General features: G+C 54.5%; 21 protein-coding genes and 1 tRNA gene. 14 read left to right on the top strand and 8 right to left on the bottom strand.

What is annotated here, in order from left to right:
* Window positions 1-223 precede the first annotated feature (223 nt).
* Window positions 224-940, top strand: coding sequence for a hypothetical protein (locus ACR0AA_RS06135; RefSeq protein ID WP_480755666.1), 717 nt, complete (start codon window positions 224-226; stop codon window positions 938-940).
* Window positions 941-980: 40 nt separating this feature from the next.
* Here ACR0AA_RS06135 and ACR0AA_RS06130 read toward each other — a convergent pair whose 3' ends face one another.
* Window positions 981-1,214: a hypothetical protein gene (locus ACR0AA_RS06130; RefSeq protein WP_480755665.1), complete on the bottom strand. Its 234-nt coding sequence runs from the start codon at window positions 1,212-1,214 to the stop codon at window positions 981-983.
* Window positions 1,215-1,369: 155 nt separating this feature from the next.
* Between ACR0AA_RS06130 and ACR0AA_RS06125 the strand changes: the two genes are divergently transcribed.
* Complete coding sequence (locus ACR0AA_RS06125; RefSeq protein ID WP_480755664.1) at window positions 1,370-1,624, top strand: hypothetical protein; 255 nt, start codon at window positions 1,370-1,372, stop codon at window positions 1,622-1,624.
* Window positions 1,625-1,866: 242 nt separating this feature from the next.
* Here the strand turns inward: ACR0AA_RS06125 and ACR0AA_RS06120 are convergent, their stop codons facing one another.
* The gene (locus tag ACR0AA_RS06120) at window positions 1,867-2,658 is read right to left on the bottom strand and encodes a hypothetical protein (protein WP_480755663.1); all 792 of its coding nucleotides are present in this window, start codon (window positions 2,656-2,658) and stop codon (window positions 1,867-1,869) included.
* A 275-nt stretch (window positions 2,659-2,933) separates the two neighbouring features.
* Entirely contained in the window at window positions 2,934-3,206 is a 273-nt protein-coding gene (locus ACR0AA_RS06115; RefSeq protein ID WP_480755662.1) for a hypothetical protein, read from the bottom strand.
* 734 nt (window positions 3,207-3,940) lie between these two features.
* Between ACR0AA_RS06115 and ACR0AA_RS06110 the strand changes: the two genes are divergently transcribed.
* From ACR0AA_RS06110 to ACR0AA_RS06095, 4 genes are all read left to right on the top strand, one after another.
* Window positions 3,941-4,486: a recombinase family protein gene (locus ACR0AA_RS06110; protein ID WP_480755661.1), complete on the top strand. Its 546-nt coding sequence runs from the start codon at window positions 3,941-3,943 to the stop codon at window positions 4,484-4,486.
* A gap of 1,114 nt (window positions 4,487-5,600) precedes the next feature.
* The gene (locus ACR0AA_RS06105) at window positions 5,601-5,909 is read left to right on the top strand and encodes a hypothetical protein (protein WP_480755660.1); all 309 of its coding nucleotides are present in this window, start codon (window positions 5,601-5,603) and stop codon (window positions 5,907-5,909) included.
* Between the two features lie 20 nt (window positions 5,910-5,929).
* On the top strand, window positions 5,930-6,424 hold the full coding sequence (rnhA, locus tag ACR0AA_RS06100) for a ribonuclease HI (RefSeq protein WP_480755659.1): 495 nt from the start codon (window positions 5,930-5,932) through the stop codon (window positions 6,422-6,424).
* Between the two features lie 481 nt (window positions 6,425-6,905).
* Window positions 6,906-8,396, top strand: coding sequence for a reverse transcriptase domain-containing protein (locus ACR0AA_RS06095; RefSeq protein ID WP_480755658.1), 1,491 nt, complete (start codon window positions 6,906-6,908; stop codon window positions 8,394-8,396).
* 136 nt (window positions 8,397-8,532) lie between these two features.
* On the opposite strand, the gene ACR0AA_RS06090 is transcribed toward ACR0AA_RS06095, so the two are convergent.
* Window positions 8,533-9,870, bottom strand: a complete 1,338-nt coding sequence (locus ACR0AA_RS06090; RefSeq protein ID WP_480755657.1) for a tyrosine-type recombinase/integrase — start codon at window positions 9,868-9,870, stop codon at window positions 8,533-8,535.
* Window positions 9,871-9,970: 100 nt separating this feature from the next.
* Window positions 9,971-10,057 (bottom strand) — tRNA-Leu (locus tag ACR0AA_RS06085).
* Window positions 10,058-10,201: 144 nt separating this feature from the next.
* Here ACR0AA_RS06085 and ACR0AA_RS06080 point away from each other — a divergent pair.
* On the top strand, window positions 10,202-10,861 hold the full coding sequence (locus ACR0AA_RS06080; protein WP_480661295.1) for a DsbA family oxidoreductase: 660 nt from the start codon (window positions 10,202-10,204) through the stop codon (window positions 10,859-10,861).
* A 39-nt stretch (window positions 10,862-10,900) separates the two neighbouring features.
* Window positions 10,901-11,557: a lipoyl(octanoyl) transferase LipB gene (gene lipB / locus ACR0AA_RS06075; RefSeq protein ID WP_480755656.1), complete on the top strand. Its 657-nt coding sequence runs from the start codon at window positions 10,901-10,903 to the stop codon at window positions 11,555-11,557.
* A gap of 299 nt (window positions 11,558-11,856) precedes the next feature.
* On the opposite strand, the gene ACR0AA_RS06070 is transcribed toward lipB, so the two are convergent.
* Complete coding sequence (locus tag ACR0AA_RS06070) at window positions 11,857-12,798, bottom strand: cation diffusion facilitator family transporter (protein ID WP_480661293.1); 942 nt, start codon at window positions 12,796-12,798, stop codon at window positions 11,857-11,859.
* Window positions 12,799-12,882: 84 nt separating this feature from the next.
* On the opposite strand from ACR0AA_RS06070, the gene ACR0AA_RS06065 reads away from it, so the two are divergent.
* Complete coding sequence (locus ACR0AA_RS06065) at window positions 12,883-13,308, top strand: MerR family transcriptional regulator (RefSeq protein WP_480755655.1); 426 nt, start codon at window positions 12,883-12,885, stop codon at window positions 13,306-13,308.
* A gap of 10 nt (window positions 13,309-13,318) precedes the next feature.
* On the opposite strand, the gene ACR0AA_RS06060 is transcribed toward ACR0AA_RS06065, so the two are convergent.
* Window positions 13,319-13,738 carry an HIT family protein gene (locus tag ACR0AA_RS06060; protein WP_480755654.1) on the bottom strand — a complete coding sequence of 140 codons (420 nt, stop codon included), beginning with the start codon at window positions 13,736-13,738 and terminating at the stop codon, window positions 13,319-13,321.
* Window positions 13,739-14,025: 287 nt separating this feature from the next.
* On the opposite strand from ACR0AA_RS06060, the gene ctaD reads away from it, so the two are divergent.
* The 4 genes from ctaD (at window position 14,026) to ACR0AA_RS06040 (ending at window position 18,118) form a co-directional block, all read left to right on the top strand.
* Entirely contained in the window at window positions 14,026-15,684 is a 1,659-nt protein-coding gene (gene ctaD, locus ACR0AA_RS06055) for a cytochrome c oxidase subunit I (RefSeq protein WP_480661290.1), read from the top strand.
* 161 nt (window positions 15,685-15,845) lie between these two features.
* Window positions 15,846-16,874: a bestrophin family protein gene (locus ACR0AA_RS06050; RefSeq protein ID WP_480755653.1), complete on the top strand. Its 1,029-nt coding sequence runs from the start codon at window positions 15,846-15,848 to the stop codon at window positions 16,872-16,874.
* Window positions 16,875-16,979: 105 nt separating this feature from the next.
* Entirely contained in the window at window positions 16,980-17,579 is a 600-nt protein-coding gene (locus tag ACR0AA_RS06045; RefSeq protein ID WP_480661288.1) for a DsbA family protein, read from the top strand.
* 44 nt (window positions 17,580-17,623) lie between these two features.
* On the top strand, window positions 17,624-18,118 hold the full coding sequence (locus ACR0AA_RS06040; RefSeq protein WP_480661287.1) for a DUF2244 domain-containing protein: 495 nt from the start codon (window positions 17,624-17,626) through the stop codon (window positions 18,116-18,118).
* Window positions 18,119-18,139: 21 nt separating this feature from the next.
* Here ACR0AA_RS06040 and ACR0AA_RS06035 read toward each other — a convergent pair whose 3' ends face one another.
* Complete coding sequence (locus ACR0AA_RS06035) at window positions 18,140-18,622, bottom strand: GatB/YqeY domain-containing protein (RefSeq protein ID WP_480661286.1); 483 nt, start codon at window positions 18,620-18,622, stop codon at window positions 18,140-18,142.
* Between the two features lie 183 nt (window positions 18,623-18,805).
* Here ACR0AA_RS06035 and carA point away from each other — a divergent pair, with 183 nt between their 5' ends.
* Window positions 18,806-19,972 carry a glutamine-hydrolyzing carbamoyl-phosphate synthase small subunit gene (gene carA, locus ACR0AA_RS06030; protein ID WP_480755652.1) on the top strand — a complete coding sequence of 389 codons (1,167 nt, stop codon included), beginning with the start codon at window positions 18,806-18,808 and terminating at the stop codon, window positions 19,970-19,972.
* Window positions 19,973-20,018 lie beyond the last annotated feature (46 nt).

The raw sequence follows: 20,018 nt of genomic DNA, 5'->3' as shown, positions 1-20,018 counted from the left end.
GGGCCTTGGCATTTGATCAAAGAATAGAGACCATTACGCGGTAAACCCCACTGATTAGTCCGACGCGCCTTCCTTTGAACTCTTGTATCACCCGTATGCAGGCCACAGCCCCGGGTGTCGGCTAGCTTCAACTCTGCTACTTTGCGTGCAGGTTTTGGAACGAGCCCGAAGGCAGGTATACTCGGCACACGAATTTTCGAAGTTGTCCTTTGGGAGAAGCGGTATGAAAATTGTGACTGTCCAAGTTTCACTCCTCCTTTTTGCGTTCAGTATAGTGTCAATCGCCGCCCCTTCGCTGTCAAACGCCAATCCACTCAACGATTGGAACGTTTCCTGCGGTGTAGACAGTGGATCATACGAAAAAAACGGAAAGACACATGTATTTCGGACCAGTTCGAACCACTGTGTCGGAGGAACATTTAAGCAGCGGTCCGAAATATTTACGCGGAATGTAGCTCCGAACCACAAGGGTGCATACCAATTTTCATCCAAAGTTTCGTTCACGTCACCCAGTTCAGATGAGTTTAGTATTTTTCAAATTCATGATGGGCGAAATGGGTGTGCTCCACCGTTCAAGCTTAATGTTGAACCAAATGGTAGGTTGTCGCTAGAAGGTGCTTATAAAGTTGGAAGCCAGCCCGGGAACAACTGCGTACAAATCGCCTCCTACTCCGGCAAATACTCGAATGCCAAAATCAGACGAGATGGTTCAGAACACATGTTGAACGTCACGATTGCTTTTGATGGAAATGGTGGTTTTCGTTTTTGGGTGTCACTAGATGGCGCACCCCAGATCTCAGGTGCTTACGAACCTCCTTCATCGGGAAAGTTCTTTGCCGCTGAGCGTTACTATTTCAAACACGGTATCTACTCCTATCGCGTATTCCCATATGTACTCACCTCCACAGACCTGAAGGTAAAACGCGTTCGAGTGAAATAGGAAATTAGACCCACGCCGTTGGACTCATTTGACAAGAGCGTCAAGGTATAGGTGCATTCGCACATCCTTCGAATTGGGGAACTCCTGCCCGCAACAGGATAAGATAAGAACGGTTGAACTCGTCACGCGCGGCGGCTTTTACGCACTCAGCAGCGTCGAGGTTGGCTTTGGCTTCGACGTTGTCCTGCGCCGCCACTTTGGCGTCGGTCTCGGAACCGTCAAAGTCAGCCATCCGGTCATTCACGGCGGCAATCACAGCGCGGGCATCAGACACCCTCAGGCCAGCCTCTCGGAATTCCCTGTGGGCGGACCCTAGGCACCTTCACGAATACCTCTTTGCAGACCCCGGTACGTGGGAGAATGACGCCATCCGGGCCATCATCAAAGGACATCTCAAACAGGCCGAACCAAACACCAACCCCAAACCCGATGGATGCCAACTCGTACGGTGAAGTGCGCGACGGCGAGCAAAGCGACATGATGCTGGTCCGAGAGCTTCAAATCAGGTTGGTCGAATTGCTTTCAGTTTCAAGCAATGAGGTTGGTAAGCCAGAGGTGGACGCGCCGGAAACCTATGATGAGCTCCTATTGCAGATCAGAGCCGAACCGGAAGAACCGCTGCCGCAAACGCTTGGAAAGTCGATGCTACCTTCCCGTAAGAGGCAACGGTTCAGGGACAAATAATGCAAGCAGTTAACGGAAGCAACCAAGCCGAAGGTCATTCTGCCCGGCGATCCCAACCACGATTAGAGTTTCTGTCGCAATGGCTCCGCCATCACTCGGGAACCGAGTGTGGCGGCTTCTACTTAATCCGCGAAAAGTTAGCCTTCGATGCCCGACTGAATAGCAATTTGTAGTATCGGCAAGTTATCCGCCAGTAGAATAAAATGTTCATAGTGATTAGAAGCAGTGCTTTGAACATCCAACTACTTGTACCTAAGTGACAGGTTGGTTGGCCATTCTACCGCCATTGAGCAACTATCTGGGAATGGATTTCCCGGCTGACCCAAGTAACCCCATTTCCAATCTACGCCATCGAAACAAAACCGGACACGAACATCGTTGTTCTTCCCCCAAATAACCCCAACATCATCTTCAGGAAGCTTTTGCAAATCATGCTCGTCTCCATCCAGAATATGGCTTCCGGTAATCACGATTGTTCCGTCGTCTCTAAACCCATATAGCCTTAACACATCCTTGTTAACGCCATATAACCGGGCAACAAAATTGGTACCCGCAATAGTATTCTGACTTCTACCGTCGTGAATTCTGTCAGTAATTACTTTGTAACCCCCATCATCCAAGTAGAATACTAAATCCAAAACATCTCGATTTTTGCCTCTCAAGATACTGGTGAACCCGCTACCCGATTTGATTTCAACATTACAGCGCAGATTGTCTCCATCTACGGTGTTTTGAAAGTTGGCCTTAGACCAGTCATATTCCTCGGGCGGGCCAATTCTCACAGTGTTCAACTTTTCGCCGCCTACGAAGACATTCCTAGTACCATCAGAGCCGCACCGGTAGGAAGGCATAGACTGAGCCGCTTCATTTCTCGCGCAAGTCGCGCTATCTCCCTCTCCTAAATCTGTATGGAAACCGCAAGTTGGATAATGATAGATTATTCCAGTATCGCTACTGCATTTTCGGCAAGCATGCGCGCCTGACGCAATAAGGCACAACGCAGAAACTGAAGCAAAAACAAAAAAAATTCGCATAGTGTCCACCTCTAAGAAATTTACTTATCTCTCCAGTCTGACACTTAGCCTGTTGGCGATCAATCCACTTGCACGAGCTGCACTTGATCTTCGGTCGAACGGAAACTGGAAAAACAGGAAATTACTTTGAAACAAAGCCTTGGAAAACTCCATTTGGTGGATCTGAAACACGAAATGCCTCGCGGCGGAAATGAAAAGGCTCCCGCGTCAACGGAGGCTTTTAAACTCCCTCAACACCATCTCAAGTGTAGCGGTAAACTTACTCAGATTGAAGTTTAGTGTACGCTTTCGCTCATGCAGATATCTCCATACCACGAAAGCATCTGAATGGTGGTCCAAGGCATCTCTAATACTGTAGTCGGTACAAAAAAGTCAGGGTGTTGCGGAGCAACTGAACGCCTGAACTCTTTATCAAGCCTCTCTTTGCTTTCTGCCTTCAAAGCTTCAAACAGGTTCAGAAGGTTATGCTCTTGTTTGACGTTTGGATCGTCATAATCGAAGACGTACCAAGCCTTCAGCGCGAATTCCATGGAAAGCGCCAAAAGCATCGGCTCAATTCCCAAATATACTCGAGTTTCTTCCTCATCACGTGAGAGGAATTCGTCCTTCTGGAAACCCTCTACTTGTCGAAGGATTGAACTGGCAGCAAAGGGGCATCATTTTGGTCACTTCAAAGAGTATGTTCAGACGCTGCTGGAACAAGCCAAGGAAGGCACGACTTATTTGGATATGATCTGCAAACGTGATTGCTGATTGATGCCGCAAGTATTTTGACGAAAAAGTTTGAGAGCCGGAGATAGATATAGATGCCGCGTATACCCCCCGGTGGGGTCACCTCAGGGCCACCTCTCGCCACCTGTGGGAACGTCCCTTTATGACAATAATAACAAGAGGTTGACGCACATTCCTGCATGAATCATCTACACGTTGCATCATGTTGGTGCGGCATTACCAAGAATAGGAATGGTAGAATGATCGTCTTTGATTTTTGCGTCGGCCCCTTTGACTTGCTCGTCGAGCATTATCCGCATTCAACGCCCCTTAAGGTGACACGTGAGGGACCGGGCGAGACTTTCGTTGACGTTGGTCGCCACCGCCTGACGTTCACGAACCACAGAAGGTGCCCCAAGGCGTCTTGAACGCATGAGTCTCATTTGACCTGAGTGTAACAAGACAAGTGCCAACCCCATCAAACCCGTCTCATTTAAGTGGGGTTGACATTTAAAGCACACATTCTTACTTAACCTTAAGAGATAAACGATACACATTCGGAGACAGGCACATGCTTATCGGATACGCGCGGACGTCAACCGCAGACCAGATTGCAGGCTTTGAGGCCCAGCAGCGTGAGCTTACCGAACATGGATGTGAGAAGGTGTTCGCGGAACAGGTCAGCAGTGTGAAGCAGCGTGACCAGCTTGAGGCGGCCATAGACTTTGCCCGTGAGGGGGACACTCTGGTCGTTACCAAGCTAGACCGTCTGGCGCGTTCGGTCCCTGACCTCATCGACATTCGCAAGCGGCTTTCAGACAAGGGCGTTCAACTGCACATCATGAACATGCCCATGATGAACGACAATGCCACTGCACAGATGCTTGAGACCATCCTCGGGGCTGTTGCTCAGTTTGAACGTGAGGTGATGCTTGAACGGCAGCGTGAAGGGATTGCTAAGGCCAAGGCTGAAGGGAAGTTCAAGGGACGCCCAGCAATGGATGAGACCAAGGCAACAGCCATCCGTGAGGCATTCCAGAGCGGCGTGAAACCGAAAGACATCATGGCTGAGTTTGGTATCAGCCGAGCGAGCGTTTACCGCATCGGGCGGAGTTGACCCTCATACAAGCAGAAAACTAATTCAACCACACTATTGCCCTGAACCACGTCAGCAACTGCCTGACTACTGATTACATCCGTAGGTGGGATTTGCCCCCACTATAGCCGTACAGAAAAGTTAGACGAGCTGGTTAACCCCCATACAAGCCCTAGGTCCCGTCAGGTAATTTCGACGTGTCTGTGCATAAGGGCGTTATCAGTTGAAAAGCCAAGTTGCACACAGTGCAGCAAGGGTGGTGTTGGTAAAAGGTCCCTCCGCATACGTAGTAGTAACCCTATAGGCCACCGTTAAGGTGCGTCGACCTTCGTCTCCTTCATCAAACACCAACCATGTGAAGTATTCGCCTGAAGGTAATGCAGTTTCACTGCCAACACGTTCAGGTGCCCCCTATGGCTCGCTCCGCTCGTGGAGAGACCAAGTGATGATGATCGACATTCATCACACCACAATCCCATCGTAAGGAACTCCCTAATGAACATTGTCACATCCCTTCAGGGGAACCTTAAGGCGTGCGCTCGGTGCAGCCATACGTTTGAGCCTAGAAGGTCCAACCAGAAGTATTGCTCAGTCAAATGCAAGAAGGCGGGCAGTAAGAACAGCACAAGAGGTGGCCGCGTGGTGGAGAGCAAGATGCGGTCTGGGGCGCATTATGAGCGTGCGGGACACTTGGAACAAATGGTCTACTCTGTCGCTCCCTCAGAGCGTCTTGGTGTCATGCGACATATTCTGTCTTACATCACTGTAGATGGGGGTCTCAGAAACATTCTGTGTGACCCCAAGTTGCTGCGGGCACAGCCCCGAAAGTCAGGGCGAAAGAACATAGCACAGGCAGCAAGCTCATATACCCAGAGGTTCTATGGTCTTTCCATCCAGACCTTTGTCCGCAGGGTGCAAGCTGGGGCTGAGATTGATGGCATTGAGGTGACGCGTCTTTTTATGGCTTCGCCTTCCATCCCAGACATCAAGACCAAGCTGTCTCCGGCCAACGTCCATTGTTGGTACCAGAGCGGAGTGGGTCGACCGTGTCCCCATAAGGAGCAATCAGGACGTCCACAACGGGCGTCTTTTTCATTTTTGGAGAAGCATAATGGAACTGAATTAACAGAACCGCGTGGCCGACAAAAGGCTGCGCCGTATCGGCTACACCAAGCGTAGAGCGTTCACGAAGCGCTTGCGGTCAACAGCACGTGCCCGTCTGGACCACGACAAGATTGACGATCAGCTTGCCCTTTGGGCCGACCGACGAAGCCACTGGGCCAGCATGAGAGTGCGCCCTGAAGTGGTGGTTACAGTCAACACCGTGCGTGAAAGCATGGTCAAACAGTTGGAGCGTGAGGTCTCACAGAGCGAAGCGCTTTCATTCTTGGTTGAGCTTGGCGTGGTCGCCATGACCGACCGCAAACAAACCACAGCCCCCTAACGAACGAAGAAGAACCCCAAATGACAAATACTGAAATCACTATTCACACTGATGGCTCTTGCCTTGGAAATCCCGGTCGCGGGGGCTGGGCTGCAATAGTCCGAAGATACGAAGACGGCAAAGAAATCAAGAAGCGGCCCGTCTTTGGCAATGTCGCGCACACCACAAACAACAGGATGGAAATGGCAGCCGCCATTCAGGGTTTGCGCCAAATCAGGCGTGACGAGAAAGCCCAGATCACGGTCTATTCCGACAGTTGGCTGCTCATCCAAGGGATGACCGAATGGGTGCCCAAATGGAAAGCTAACGGCTGGCGTAAAACAAGCGGCAAGCCCGTCGAGAACCGCGACCTTTGGGAAGAACTTCTGGTCGTATCAGACAGATTGAACGTGCAATGGGAGTGGGTGCGGGGTCACGCTGGGGACGCAAGGAATGAAGAAGTCGACGGGTTGGCTGTAGCGGCAGCTATTGGTTCTACGAGCCGCTGCCCGCAAGACCGAGGCTATGCGGCTTAAGAGTGCTCTTGTGCGTCATGCTAGAAACTGGAGATGGCTGTCGCCGGGTCGTGATTTGCGATCTTTTGGCAACTAATGTCTGGGCATAAAACTCCAGCCGCTACGGTAAGCAGCACTGATTGATGCAAGAATGCCACAAAGGCTCACAACTGCGCCCAATTAAACAAAAATCTTCAGTTCGCAACTTGAAGTGTTCCTAGTCCGTTCCCAAGTCGATTTCATCGTCGTCTTTAGGGCGGCGCAGTCGATCGTTTAAACTGTCAAGTCCTGTGGCCAGGTACATGCAGATTTCGAGTACCATTTGTTGGGCTCCTGTATTTATACCGGCGACGCGGCTTCGGTTTCCGGTAATCCCGGTTGTTATGTAAATGACAATATAAGCGAACACGTCGAAAAGATGGGCACCACGCAGAACAGTCGGGGCCGGAACGAATAAGGGCAAGTGTCCTGCCTAATGTTTCGGCCCCTCTCGCGTAGGAAAATGGAACCAAGCTTTTCACCTAAAGACCTTAAACACTACCCTCATTTTGACCGCAGACTTTCCATCAAAGAGGCCGAAGAAATTGTTTCTGACCCCGCGCGGGTCGCCGCAAATAAATTCTATCCCTTCTTTCTGTATGAAGAGACTTGGCAGCCATTTAGGACAGCTGAAAAAGAACGACCAGAGCCGAAGTCACGGCCCATCCGATATGCTGCTCGTCGGGACGCCTATATCCTTACACATTACAGAAGAATCCTCGCCGAGAGATATGAAGAACGCCTTTCCAATTTGGGTATAGAACACTGCCCAATTGCATACCGGAAGATTCCCAAGGGTGGCGGCGGAGGCAAGTGCAACATTGACTTTGCGAAGGATGCCTTTGACGAGATTGAGAAACAAGGCGACTGCGTCGCCATCGCACTCGACATCAAAGGCTACTTCGAGAACTTGGATCACGAGCGTATCAAAGCGGTCTGGTGTGACCTTCTAGCCGTTGACAGACTACCCCCCGATCACTTCACCGTCTTTAAGAATGTCACCCGGTATCACGTTGTAGACCAAAAGGATGTTTACCGCCGTCTTGGATACATTGAGATGGTCAGCGTTAATGGCTATCCCCGCGAGCGCTACACTGTTCCTTTCAAGAAGATGCCAACCCAGCTCTGTTCCCCTGCTGATTTCCGCGCCAAGATTTGCGGCGGCGACCCCACACTTCCAAGTTTGGTACGGTCCAACTCAGACGAAGAAGGCAACCTCCTCAACCATGGAGTACCGCAAGGCGCACCGATTTCCGATCTGATTGCAAACTTCTATCTTCTCGGCTTCGATGTAGCGATGAACCAGTATGCGGAGGCCCGGGGCGGTCGTTATATGAGGTATTCAGACGACATTCTTTTGATTGTTCCGGGCGGTGAAACCGAGGCGGATGAAGCAGAGGCATTCGCTGTGGGCGAAATACGCAAATACGGTGAAGAGCTTCAGATCAAAGAAGCCAAGACTTGTATTGTTCGCTTCCTGCGCGAGGATGATGCCCTAGCCTTTCAGCATGTACGCGGACCTCAGGGAAAGAACGGCTTTGAATATCTCGGCTTCCGCTTCGATGGCCGTCAGGTCTATGTCCGCGACAGCACCATATCCCGGCTGTACCGCAAGGTGGCTCTATCCGCAAAGGGCGTGGCGCGTGGCTTTGCAAAAGCGCATCCCAAAATGAACGCCTCAGAGATATTGGCTACCTTCAACTACTCCGACTTCAGCCAGAGATTCAGCCGTGTTCATCCGGAAGAACTTTCGCCAGACGACTACGGCACATGGACGTTCTACAGCTACCTAAAGCGCGCATCTGAAACATTCGGAGCGCGCGGAGCACCGATCTTGCCACAGGCGCGTAACTTCAAAGCGATTATGAAACAGCGTATTGCCGAGGCGATGGTCAGGGCTGTGGTCCAAAGGGATAAAGCCGCAGCAGCGGCAACCGAAGCGGAAGCTGAATAGTTACTTTTGGTTACTAACGAAAACAAAGGGTTACGCCGAAAGGGCGCATGGGCATTAGCGAAGAAATGCAAAAGCGTATCCAAACTCAGATGTGTCAGCACGTCGATTAGGTGGAAGGTCTGTTGTGCCGCAGGGTTTAAAGCCCAGCCTTAACGCCCCACCTAGCGAACTCTCTCAGCCGCGCCTCACGCCCACCATAAGTATTCTCAGCGACCGACTGAGCGGAGTGCCCGAGATACCCATGACGCACTTCTACAGGTGCCCCTGCATCTCTCAGCTTATCGCTTGCCCTGTGGCGCAACCCGTGGACCTTCATGCGCTTGTCGTCAGTGTTCTTTTTGACCGCTTTCATCAGCGCCGCAGAGGCAGCCGTAGGGCCACCGTCACGGCCATAAGAAGGGAACAGTGGCTCGTCCCCCTTACGACCCTCTACACGCTCCCTTAGGGATTCCCTGAGGCTTTCTGAGGCAATCGGAACATACCTATCACTGTTGCTATTCTTGATGCCGTTGATTTCGTTTGGAGTGATCAGGATGGATGGAGTTTCCCCTTTTAGGTCCACGTCGCTTACGCGCAGACCACAGGCTTCACCAAGCCGCATCCCGGTGCCTTTTAGCACCCGCCACATATCAGGAAGGTCTTCGCTTCGACCGCCCTCTAATGTCTTCTGCACGGCGTCGACGACGCTGTCTGGCAATGGAACGTTCTTATCCAGAGAGCTAACCTGTTCCTTAGGCCACGGCAGGCGCTCGAAATGGTTTCGCTCAGACGGTATCTCCAATTCCCTGACGGCATGGTTGTAGGCAGCGGCTACTATGATCACCTCACGCTGACACGACTTGAGGGCCAGAGGTTGTCCGTTGGCTTTCTTGAGACCTAGCAAATGGTCCATAAAGCTACGCGCCGTCCGACGGTCGATGCTGTCAATGGTTACATCTTCGAGGGGCTTGCCTAGGGCGTTACTCAGTCGATTGAATGTGCGATCAATTCTGACCATCGCCTTTCGATCATCGGCCAGACCCTTATCCTTGGCGTAGGTGTCCCTCATGTCCGCCAGCGATGGCTTCGGGGGTTCTCGGTCAGGGTTCAGGACAGCAGCTACCACTTCCGGGTCCTCACCACGGGCCGCCAGACTGTGCCCCACTACTCCACGTGTCCAGCTATCGTCAGGGTCCAAGCCCTGCACACTTTCCATGTATTGCTCCGCGAGGCGCTGTGCGTCGATGAACTTCTGAGTGGCAGACCGAGTGTCAACCTCAGGGTGCCGCCTGTAGGTATCCTCAACAATGGCGTCAAAATTTCTCAGGTGAAATTGATACTCGCGCTGGAATGCCGCCCCTTCACGCGCCTTAATGTGCTTCTGATAAGCATCCTCGCCACGAATTTCGCGCACCCGCTTCGGCCACCGCTTACGAAAACGCCATTGTGTGGGGCTAATAGGGTCGATGTACTTGATCTTCATTCTAAGGGCCATTGTGTGCTGTCCGTGTGTGCTGTTTGCGTTACGCGACACACTCGGAAAATGCTGAATGCCCTTGTTTATAAGGCCCAAAACTAACTGATCAAGCTAGTTCTGGTGCGGTCGAGAAGACTCGAACTTCCACGGGAGTTACCCCACAGCGACCTCAACGCTGCGCGTCTACCAATTCCGCCACGACCGCACTGCCAGTGACTTGGTAGAGGCGCGTATAGACGGTGGCGAACAGGATGTGAAGAGGCAAAAAACACGCTGGTTTGAATTCCTCTTTACTGCCCATATCTGTAGCGCGTACATCGCTAATCGCCCCTGTTCTCGGAGCCCGTCCATGACCGCGCAAGAATCACGTCCAATTGTTCAGATTGATATCGTCTCGGACGTTGTCTGCCCGTGGTGCATCGTTGGCTTTCGCCAACTAGACCAGGCTTTGCGGGAACAAAACGTACTGGCTCAGCTCAGATGGCATCCGTTCGAGCTGAACCCGAACATGCCCGCCGAAGGTCAGAACCTGCGAGAGCACATCATGGAAAAGTACGGTTCGACAGCCGAACAAAGCCAGCAGGCGCGTGACCGGCTGACCCAGCTCGGGGATGAACTTGGTTTTACCTTCAATTTCAGTGATGACAGCCGCATGGTGAACACTTTTGCCGCGCATCAACTGTTGGACTGGGCCGAGTCTCAGGGTCGCCAGCATCCTCTGAAGATGGCCCTTTTCGCGGCATATTTCACCGACCAAAAGGACGTCTCCAAGATCGAAGTCCTGCTGGATGCCGTCCAGGCCGCAGAGCTGGACCGGGCAGCGGCCCGCGCGGCTCTGGAATCTGGCAATCACGTCGCCCCGGTTCGTGAGAAACAGCAATTCTGGACGAACAACGGTGTTTCCGGTGTCCCTTCAATGGTGTTCGGTGGGAAGTACTTGGTCACAGGGGCTCAGGGGACCGAGACGTACACGAACGTTCTGCAGCGGTGCCTGGCCGAGGCCGCGTGACCTCTTTTCTTCGCCCTGCCCCAGCGATAAGGAACCGCCATGGAATGGAAGATCACTGACGGGCTGACCGACTACAACGATGCTGTCGTCTTTATGGAGGCGCGCGTGGCCGCGATTGCGGCTGGCGAAGCAGACGAATGCGTCTGGCTGCTGGAGCACCCGCCACTTTATACTGCTGGTACATCGGCCCGGATCGAGGATCTGACCGATCCGGATCGCTTTCCGGTATATGAGGCCAAACGCGGCGGCGAGTATACCTATCACGGTCCCGGCCAACGTGTAGCGTATGTCATGCTTGATCTGAACAAACGCGGCAAAGACGTGCGCCGTTTCGTCAAGCAACTTGAAGAATGGGTGATCGCGGCGCTTGCCGAGTTCAACGTGCACGGGGAAATCCGGGACGGTCGCGTCGGGGTTTGGGTGCGACGCAACGATAAACCTTTGACCGCATCCGGCAAACCTGCGGAAGACAAGGTAGCCGCCATCGGGTTGCGTTTGCGCAAATGGGTCAGCTTCCACGGAATATCGATCAACGTTGAACCGGATCTGGATCACTTCTCGGGCATTGTGCCCTGCGGCATCACCGAACATGGAGTGACGTCACTGGTCGACTTGGGTCTGCCGGTCACTTTGGCCGATGTAGACATAGCTTTGCAAAAAACCTTTTCGGAAATTTTTGACCAGATCAACGCGTGATACTGCGAATCATTTAGTATTAACTATAGGTTAACAATACCGGGAAACAGCCACCTTCTGTTTCCATAGCGATCGAAAATTTCCCAATAGCTACGGTTTAATTGGCGTAAAATTACTAAAAACTCACTCAAATAGATACATCCCGCGCGTTTAAGGGTAATATGAATTTACCGTTCTTAGAGTGAGTGGTGTGTTAACCGGTGATCTTGGGTCATCCCATGAAGTCGGAAAAGTTCTTTGTTAACGAGTCTGCCGTTCCGACCCCAAATCGGAGCGGCAATTCTCATCCCACACCGCGCTTAGCCTTCCCCATGCCCGAAACGCGATGACCCGACGCAGGCGCAATCCTCCTGTTCGATCTCCAGCGTCGCGTGCCCGATACCGAACCGATCACTCAGCGCTTGCCTGACGTTGGACCTGACCCCTTCTGCGCGTGACCAAGCTTGGGTTTCAATGACTAGATGGGCCGTCAGAGCGGGTTCGCGCTCCTGCATGCTCCAAAGGTGGATATGGTGAACCTCGGCGACACCTGGCAGGCTCTCAATGGCGGAGGCAACCTCTTCGGGGTCGAGTTCGGGCGGCGCGGCCAGCATCAGGACGCGGATGGTTTCGCCAATCTCGCTTTTGACGTGCCACAGGATGTAGATAGAAATCATGATCGTGACTGTCGGGTCCACCCATGTCCAGTTGAACAGGATCACCGCGCTGCCGGCGATGATGACTGCAACGGAGCCCAAAGCGTCAGCTACGTTATGTAGAAAGGCCGCCCGAATGTTCATGCTTTCCTTGGCCATCGTATAGGTCAGCGCAGCAGTGATGAGGTCTACGATCAGGGCCAAGGCTGCGATCCAGACGACGATCCAGCCGTTAATGGGCTCTGGTTCGAAAAACCGCATGACGCCTTCGTAGAACAGGTACACTGACAGCACGATCAATGTTGTGTAATTGACCAGTGCGGCGACGACCTCGGCCCGGCCATAGCCAAAGCTCATGCGGGGATCTGCCGGACGCCGGGCAATCTTGCGGGCGAAAAAGGCGATGACCAACGCAATAGCATCCGAGAAATTGTGCAGGGCATCCGCGATCAGCGCCAGCGACCCAGAGAAGATACCCCCTACAACCTGCGCCAGTGTCAGGAACATGTTGACGGCAATCGCCCAAATCACTCGCGCATCCCCTGCTTCGGGGTCGATGTGAGTGTGCGCGTGACTGTGCCCCTTGTGAGAATGATCATGCGGCATCTTTTTTGTGTGTCCCTTGTTACGACTCCACACCGCATGTAATTCCTCTAGTTACTAGAGGTTCAAGAGCCCAAGGCAAAAAATATGCATTCGATTGGAAGTCTGTCGCGCCGGACCGGGGTAAAAGTTCCGACGATCCGGTTTTATGAAGACAAAGGGCTGTTGCCCAAGCCAGAGCGAACGGCGGGCAATCAGCGCAGGTATGATGAGACAGCATTGAAACGGCTGCTCTTTATTCGCCATTGCCGTGATTTGGGATTGCCGCTGGCCGATGTCGTGGGCTTGCTGTCCCTTGAGGGCGCGTCGGGCAGCGACCTCAACCGGGCACACGAAATTGCCGAGAAGCAACGGGCCGACCTCAGGGACCGTATTGCCCGCCTGCAAATTCTCGAGGCTGAACTGACCCGAATTTCAGCGGCTTGCGACGGAAAACACGACCACGTCTGCGCCGTGCTTCACGCCTTTGGTGACCATAGCGAATGCATGGGTGCGCACTCGAATACAAAGTAAATCGGGTCGCTCAGTTCAGCGCGGCTTTGACCTTTTCACCATGCTCCGCGATCAGATCAAAGTCGCCCATCGTTCCGGGCGCGCGCACCGCGACGCCGTCATGGCGTGGCAGGATGTGGAAATGCAGGTGGAACACTTCCTGACCACCGGCGGCCTCATTGAATTGCTGGATCGTGACGCCATCCGCATCGAATGCCTTGACCACAGCCTTCGCCAGTTTCTGAACTGTTGCCATCACGGCTGCCAGTTGCTCGGGCGAGGCGTCCAGAATGTTGCGGCACGGCGTTTTCGGGATCACCAACAAATGCCCGTCCGCCCGTGGCATGATATCCATGAACGCCAGCGTTTCGTTATCTTCGTACACACGGGTCGAAGGGATTTCCCCACGCAAAATCTTGGCAAAGATGTTTTCGGGATCATATGCGGCCATTTCAAGTCTCCGGTTGCAACGTCGCCACAGTTCTGCGGCGCACCTGGGCGCGGGTCAAGCGGCGAAAGCACTCAAAGGCTCGCCCCCTTGAATTCCCGGCGCGGATCCCCAAATGAGTGCGGAATTTGGTCGATTTTCCGCGGGTCAGCCTCCTACCCGCGACAATTAATCTTGATCCAGATCAAACTCGACCATTGAAGGTGCCCTCTGCGCATTCTAAAACCAGCAGGAATCCCGCGCGTTGGAGAGGTCCAACTGTGCGGTGTAGTTGCAACAGGAGGCACCTAATGGCAGACGCAGCCATTCATGGTCATGGGCATGAAGACGAGCGCAGCTTTTTCCAGCGCTGGTTCATGTCGACCAACCACAAGGACATCGGGATTCTCTACTTGGTCGTCTCGGCACTTGCCGGTCTGATCTCGGTTCTGATGACCGTCTACATGCGGCTCGAACTGATGCACCCCGGTGTTCAGTACATGTGCCTGGAAGGCTTCATGGCCGACCCATGTACCCCCAACGGACACCTGTGGAATGTTATGATCACCTACCACGGTGTTCTGATGATGTTCTTCGTTGTTATCCCTGCCCTCTTCGGCGGATTTGGCAACTATTTCATGCCGTTGCAGATCGGTGCGCCGGATATGGCCTTCCCGCGGATGAATAACCTGTCCTTTTGGCTGTATGTCGCTGGTACGTCGCTGGGCGTGGCCTCGCTGCTCAGCCCCGGTGGTAACGACCAGCTGGGTTCGGGCGTGGGCTGGGTGCTTTACCCACCGCTGTCGACGACCGAAGGCGGCATGTCCATGGACCTTGCGATCTTCGCCGTGCACGTATCGGGCGCCTCCTCGATCCTCGGCGCGATCAACATGATCACCACCTTCCTGAACATGCGTGCCCCGGGCATGACCCTGTTCAAGGTGCCGCTGTTCAGCTGGTCGATCTTCGTGACTTCGTGGCTGATTCTGCTGTCGCTGCCGGTTCTGGCGGGCGCGATCACCATGTTGCTGATGGACCGCAACTTCGGCTTCACCTTCTTTGATCCGGCCGGTGGCGGCGACCCGATCCTGTATCAGCACATCCTGTGGTTCTTCGGCCACCCGGAAGTGTATATCGTGATCCTGCCCGGTTTTGGCATCATCAGCCACGTGATTGCGACCTTCGCACGCAAGCCGATCTTCGGTTACCTGCCGATGGTCTGGGCGATCATCGCGATCGGTGTTCTGGGTTTTGTTGTTTGGGCGCACCACATGTACACCGTTGGCATGTCGCTGCGTCAGCAGGCGTATTTCATGCTGGCCACGATGGTCATCGCGGTTCCGACCGGCGTTAAGGTCTTTTCGTGGATCGCGACCATGTGGGGTGGTTCCATCGAGTTCAAGACGCCCATGCTGTTCGCCTTTGGCTTCCTGTTCCTGTTCACCGTTGGCGGTGTGACCGGCGTTGTGCTGTCGCAGGCTGGTGTGGACCGTGCCTATCACGACACCTACTACGTCGTTGCGCACTTCCACTACGTGATGTCGCTGGGTGCCGTTTTCGCAATCTTTGCTGGTGTCTACTTCTACTTCAGCAAGATGACGGGCCGTCAGTATTCCGAGTTCTGGGGCAAGGTTCACTTCTGGCTGTTCTTCATCGGCGCCAACCTGACCTTCTTCCCGCAGCACTTCCTGGGCCGTCAGGGCATGCCGCGCCGCTACATCGACTACCCCGAGGCGTTTGCCCAGTGGAACTTTGTATCGTCGATCGGCGCGTTCATCTCGTTCGCCTCGTTCCTGCTGTTCTTCGGCATCGTGATCTACGCCCTGCTGCGCGGCGCGAAAGAAACCCGTCCGAACCCGTGGAACGAATACGCGGACACGCTGGAATGGACCCTGCCCACTCCGCCGCCAGAGCACACGTTCGAGCAGCTGCCGAAGCAGGAAGACTGGGACAAAGGCCACGCGCACTGATCCCGGCACTATAGAAACCGATCAAAGCCCCGCCCAGTGCGGGGCTTTTTTCTTGCCTGCCTTTCGCCGCCTGTTTCGACGCGCACGTAGACACACGCAAGATCGTCCGAATAGTATTCAAAAACAGGAATTAGCGACGCCCAAGCAGACGATACTTAACCATGTTACTTCACGACGGCATTTCTATTCGGAAGCTCATCAAAGGATCCGCTGGCTTTATCTGTATCGTGCTGGCGTGGATCTTTCTGGTTTTGGTGGTCGATGAGCTCACCCCAATTGACCTGATTTCGAACCCCAGCCCACCGGTCGCCATGCTGGGATTGGCCGTTGCGTTCTTCCTGGGGTTCAAGAACACATCCGCATATGGGCGTTGGACAGAAGCAAGACGCGTATGGGGCGAAATCGCCAATTCAAGCCGCGATTGGGGGAACACAATCGGTACGCTCGTCCAACCGGACGGCACTCAGATCGAACCGGAGCTGAGGTGCGAGTTGGTTGAACGGCATATCGCCTGGCTAAACATGCTGGCCTATCAACTGCGCCAACCTTCCCCCAGTGGACGCACACGCAGGCCGTGGATGTTCGGCCATTCGCCGTTGTCCGACCGGCAAGAGCTGCATCAGAAACCCGAGAACTGGCAGAAAAGCCAACTGGACACGGACTTGCCGCGCCTTGAGGGAAAGAATAATCGCGCAGCCTGTCTTCTGAACCTGCAAGCCCGGCGGCTGTCGGAAATGGCGCAAGACGGTAAGATCTCGCCCTACTGGCATGTGGCGCTGATGGATCGCTTGGGCCGGTTCACAGCGGCGCAAGGTCAGTGTGAGCGTCTCAAGAACACCCCCTTTCCCCGCCAGGTGGCCGAGGTCGGCCGCATGTTCAGCTGGATCTTCATCTTCATGCTGCCCCTGGCCTTCAACGACGAGCGTTCGGTCATTACCGGGGACGACGTTTCGATGATGAAGGCCGTGATGGTCGACTGGCTCACCTTTGCCCCGTTTGGCGCTTTGGTGTGCTGGATTTTCTTCGTCACCGAACGCGTCAGCGCCTCAATGGAAGATCCGTTCGAAGGCGATGTCACCGATGTCCCAATCTCGGCCTTGTGCCGGACAATCGAAATCGATCTGCGTCAGATAACCGAATGCGGGGTTGCACCTCAACCAGCGCAACCCATCGAAAAAGCTCTGTTTTAAGTTGCCGGTTATTAGCGGGCTGGCCGCCCGGTTTCAGGGCAAATTCGAAAACCTGACCGTTTTAGGGTATCATACATTCTGAAACTCTGCGATCGGAGTAAACAGATGCCCGAATTAGATTTTTGGTATTCCATTGGCAGCACTTACAGCTACCTGACGATCATGCGCCTCGATGAATGGTGCGACGAACATGACGCGACGGTCAACTGGCGACCGTTCAACGTGCGCACCGTGATGTCCGAACAGAAGAATATTCCCTTCGCAGGCAAGCCGATAAAATCCGCGTATATGTGGCGCGACATCGAACGACGCGCCGCCAAGTATCACCTTCATGCCCAGCTTCCCGCGCCCTATCCGATCTCGGATCTCGCTCTGGCCAATCAGGTGGCCTTGCTGGGGATGTCGGACGGTTGGGGCAAAGCATTTACCCAGAACCTGTACCGCATCTGGTTCGAAGACGGGATCGAAGCCGGAAGCGAAGCGGCCATATCCGAAGCCCTGCACCGCTGCCAGCAGGACCCGCGCCTGACGCTGGCCCGTGCCCGCAGCCCCGACACAGTTGCGGCGCTGGAAACGCAAACCGATCAGGCCACGAAGCTGGGCGTATTTGGTGCCCCCAGCCTAGTCGTGCGCGGAGAGGTTTTTTGGGGCGATGACCGCCTTGACGACGCTTTGTCCTGGGCCAGAGTCGGCCACGTCACCTGATCTTTCCCATTCGACACCCGATGGTGTTGCGCTATTTTTGAACCATGCCTTACCGATGGAATCAAACCTCCAGTTCCGAGCAGGAGTTGCGCCTGTGGCCACATAACTCCCTGCCCCCACGCTGGGCCATGTGGGTGGTGTTTTCCGTATTCCTGTTTGGCCTGATTCCCCTTCTCGCCGTGCTTGGCTCGGTTCTTCTGTGGGGATTGCTGCCCTTTTTACTTGTGACAGTCCTGGGGCTATGGCTGGCGATTCAGTCCAATTACAAGGCACGCAGCGTGTTCGAGATTCTGACGCTGAACGGCACGCAGGCCCGGTTGGTGCACCACCATCCGCGTCGGGGTCAGCAAGAGTGGAGCTGCAATCGCTATTGGGCGCGCCCCGAGATGCACGTGTATGGAGGCCCGGTTCCCAACTACGTCACGCTGATCGGAGAGGGGCGCGAAGTGGAAATCGGTGCTTTTCTGTCGGAAGAAGAGCGAATTGCTCTTTATGATGAGCTCACAAAAAAACTGCGCGAACCGGTCGCGCAGCCTTAGAATTCTCTGATTGATTAGCGCTCAGCAGCCGCCGTTTGAGGCGCAGAGCTGATCCTTGACCATTGGGCCGACCTTACCGAAGTCCATCTGGCCGGTGTAACGGGTTTTGAGCTCGCCCATCACCTTGCCCATATCGCGGATCGAACCGGCGCCCGTGGCAGTGATCGCGGTCTGAATGGCTTTGGTTACTTCGTCATCGTCCAATTGCTTGGGCAGGAATTCCTCGATGACCTCGACCTCGCGCAGCTCCCGCTCGGCCAGATCCAGCCGGCCGCCCTCTTCGTAGGCACGGGCGCTTTCCTTGCGTTGTTTGGTCATTTTACCAAGGATTTCAAGCACCTCGGCGTCGCCGCAACCTTTGGCTTCTTCGTTATCAGACGCACGCGAGGCGATGTCACGATCCTTGATCGCAGCATTAATCAGCCGCAGCGTCGACAACCGCTCGGCGTCCTTATCTTTCATTGCTTGCTTAAGGGCTGTGTTGACCCTTGATCGCATATCCATATGTTCTGTCCATCCCCATGGCAAAGGAACCCTGACCATATCGAAACAAAAAGCGCGATACAACAGGGGGTCAATATACCTAACCCATTGATTTAAAACAATAGCCCAAAAATTGAACAGACTTGACCCGAGCGTTCAACCCCCTTAGGTATGCGCCGGTTTACCTTGCAGGAGAGTCGCGCCATGGCCCAGAACGCCCCGTCCAAGCCCACCGCATGTCTGGCATTGGCCGACGGTACATTGTTCTACGGTATGGGCTTCGGCGCCACCGGCCAGACCGTTGCCGAACTGTGCTTCAACACCGCCATGACCGGTTATCAGGAAATCATGACCGACCCCTCCTACGCGGGACAGATCGTGACCTTCACATTCCCTCATATTGGTAATGTAGGTGTGAACCCCGAGGATGACGAGACCGGCGACCCGGTTGCGGCCGGAATGGTGGTCAAGTGGGACCCGACAGAGCCGTCGAACTGGCGCTCGGCCGAAGAACTGAAAACATGGCTTGAACGCCGCGGACGGATCGCCATCGGTGGCGTTGACACCCGTCGCCTGACCCGTGCCATCCGTCAGCAGGGCGCACCACATGTGGCGCTGGCGCATGATCCCGAGGGCAATTTCGACATCGAGGCTCTGGTCGCTGCCGCACGTGGCTTTGCCGGTCTCGAAGGTATGGACCTGGCCAAAGACGTCACCTGCGCCCAAAGCTATCGCTGGGACGAGATGCGGTGGGCTTGGCCGGACGGCTACAAGCGTCAGGAAGCCCCCGTGCATAAGGTCGTCGCCGTCGATTTCGGCGCAAAGCGGAACATTCTGCGCTGCCTCGCCTCCGCTGGTTGCGATGTGACCGTACTGCCGGCCACGGCCACCGCCGCCGAAGTGTTGGCCCACAACCCCGAAGGCGTTTTCCTGTCGAACGGCCCCGGCGACCCGGCGGCCACGGGTGAATACGCGGTGCCTATGATCAAAGAGGTTTTGGACACCACTGACCTGCCCGTCTTTGGTATTTGTCTGGGCCACCAGATGCTGGCGCTGGCTCTGGGCGGTCAGACCGTCAAGATGAACCACGGCCACCACGGCGCGAACCACCCTGTCAAGGATCTGGATACCGGCAAGGTCGAAATCACCTCGATGAACCACGGTTTTGCGGTGGATGCACAATCCCTGCCTGAAGGCGTAGTCGAGACACACCGCTCACTGTTTGACGGATCGAACTGCGGCATTCGGATGTCGGATCGCCCGGTCTATTCGGTTCAGTACCACCCCGAAGCTTCGCCCGGCCCGCAGGACAGCTTCTACCTGTTCGAACGCTTTGCCGAGGCGATGGCGGGTCGGAAGGCGAAGGCTTAATCGCCTCATCGTTCGATGTTAACCCGCTGTTAACCTTGATTGAGCA

The organism is Ruegeria sp. CE8, from assembly GCF_056537465.1.
Note: the sequence above shows the minus strand (reverse complement) of the source record. Positions and strands in the feature narration are given on the sequence as shown.

Coding starts and splice junctions, on each gene's coding strand:
- ACR0AA_RS06065 (WP_480755655.1), top strand. CDS start 12,883: ATGCATTCGATTGGAAGTCTGTCGCGCCGGACCGGGGTAAAAGTTCCG.
- ACR0AA_RS06095 (WP_480755658.1), top strand. CDS start 6,906: ATGGAACCAAGCTTTTCACCTAAAGACCTTAAACACTACCCTCATTTT.
- ACR0AA_RS06125 (WP_480755664.1), top strand. CDS start 1,370: ATGGATGCCAACTCGTACGGTGAAGTGCGCGACGGCGAGCAAAGCGAC.
- ACR0AA_RS06035 (WP_480661286.1), bottom strand. CDS start 18,622: ATGGATATGCGATCAAGGGTCAACACAGCCCTTAAGCAAGCAATGAAA.
- ACR0AA_RS06120 (WP_480755663.1), bottom strand. CDS start 2,658: ATGCGAATTTTTTTTGTTTTTGCTTCAGTTTCTGCGTTGTGCCTTATT.
- ACR0AA_RS06135 (WP_480755666.1), top strand. CDS start 224: ATGAAAATTGTGACTGTCCAAGTTTCACTCCTCCTTTTTGCGTTCAGT.
- rnhA (WP_480755659.1), top strand. CDS start 5,930: ATGACAAATACTGAAATCACTATTCACACTGATGGCTCTTGCCTTGGA.
- ACR0AA_RS06070 (WP_480661293.1), bottom strand. CDS start 12,798: ATGCCGCATGATCATTCTCACAAGGGGCACAGTCACGCGCACACTCAC.
- ACR0AA_RS06050 (WP_480755653.1), top strand. CDS start 15,846: ATGTTACTTCACGACGGCATTTCTATTCGGAAGCTCATCAAAGGATCC.
- lipB (WP_480755656.1), top strand. CDS start 10,901: ATGGAATGGAAGATCACTGACGGGCTGACCGACTACAACGATGCTGTC.
- ACR0AA_RS06080 (WP_480661295.1), top strand. CDS start 10,202: ATGACCGCGCAAGAATCACGTCCAATTGTTCAGATTGATATCGTCTCG.
- ACR0AA_RS06045 (WP_480661288.1), top strand. CDS start 16,980: ATGCCCGAATTAGATTTTTGGTATTCCATTGGCAGCACTTACAGCTAC.
- ACR0AA_RS06040 (WP_480661287.1), top strand. CDS start 17,624: ATGCCTTACCGATGGAATCAAACCTCCAGTTCCGAGCAGGAGTTGCGC.
- ACR0AA_RS06060 (WP_480755654.1), bottom strand. CDS start 13,738: ATGGCCGCATATGATCCCGAAAACATCTTTGCCAAGATTTTGCGTGGG.
- ACR0AA_RS06090 (WP_480755657.1), bottom strand. CDS start 9,870: ATGGCCCTTAGAATGAAGATCAAGTACATCGACCCTATTAGCCCCACA.
- ctaD (WP_480661290.1), top strand. CDS start 14,026: ATGGCAGACGCAGCCATTCATGGTCATGGGCATGAAGACGAGCGCAGC.
- carA (WP_480755652.1), top strand. CDS start 18,806: ATGGCCCAGAACGCCCCGTCCAAGCCCACCGCATGTCTGGCATTGGCC.
- ACR0AA_RS06110 (WP_480755661.1), top strand. CDS start 3,941: ATGCTTATCGGATACGCGCGGACGTCAACCGCAGACCAGATTGCAGGC.
- ACR0AA_RS06115 (WP_480755662.1), bottom strand. CDS start 3,206: ATGCTTTTGGCGCTTTCCATGGAATTCGCGCTGAAGGCTTGGTACGTC.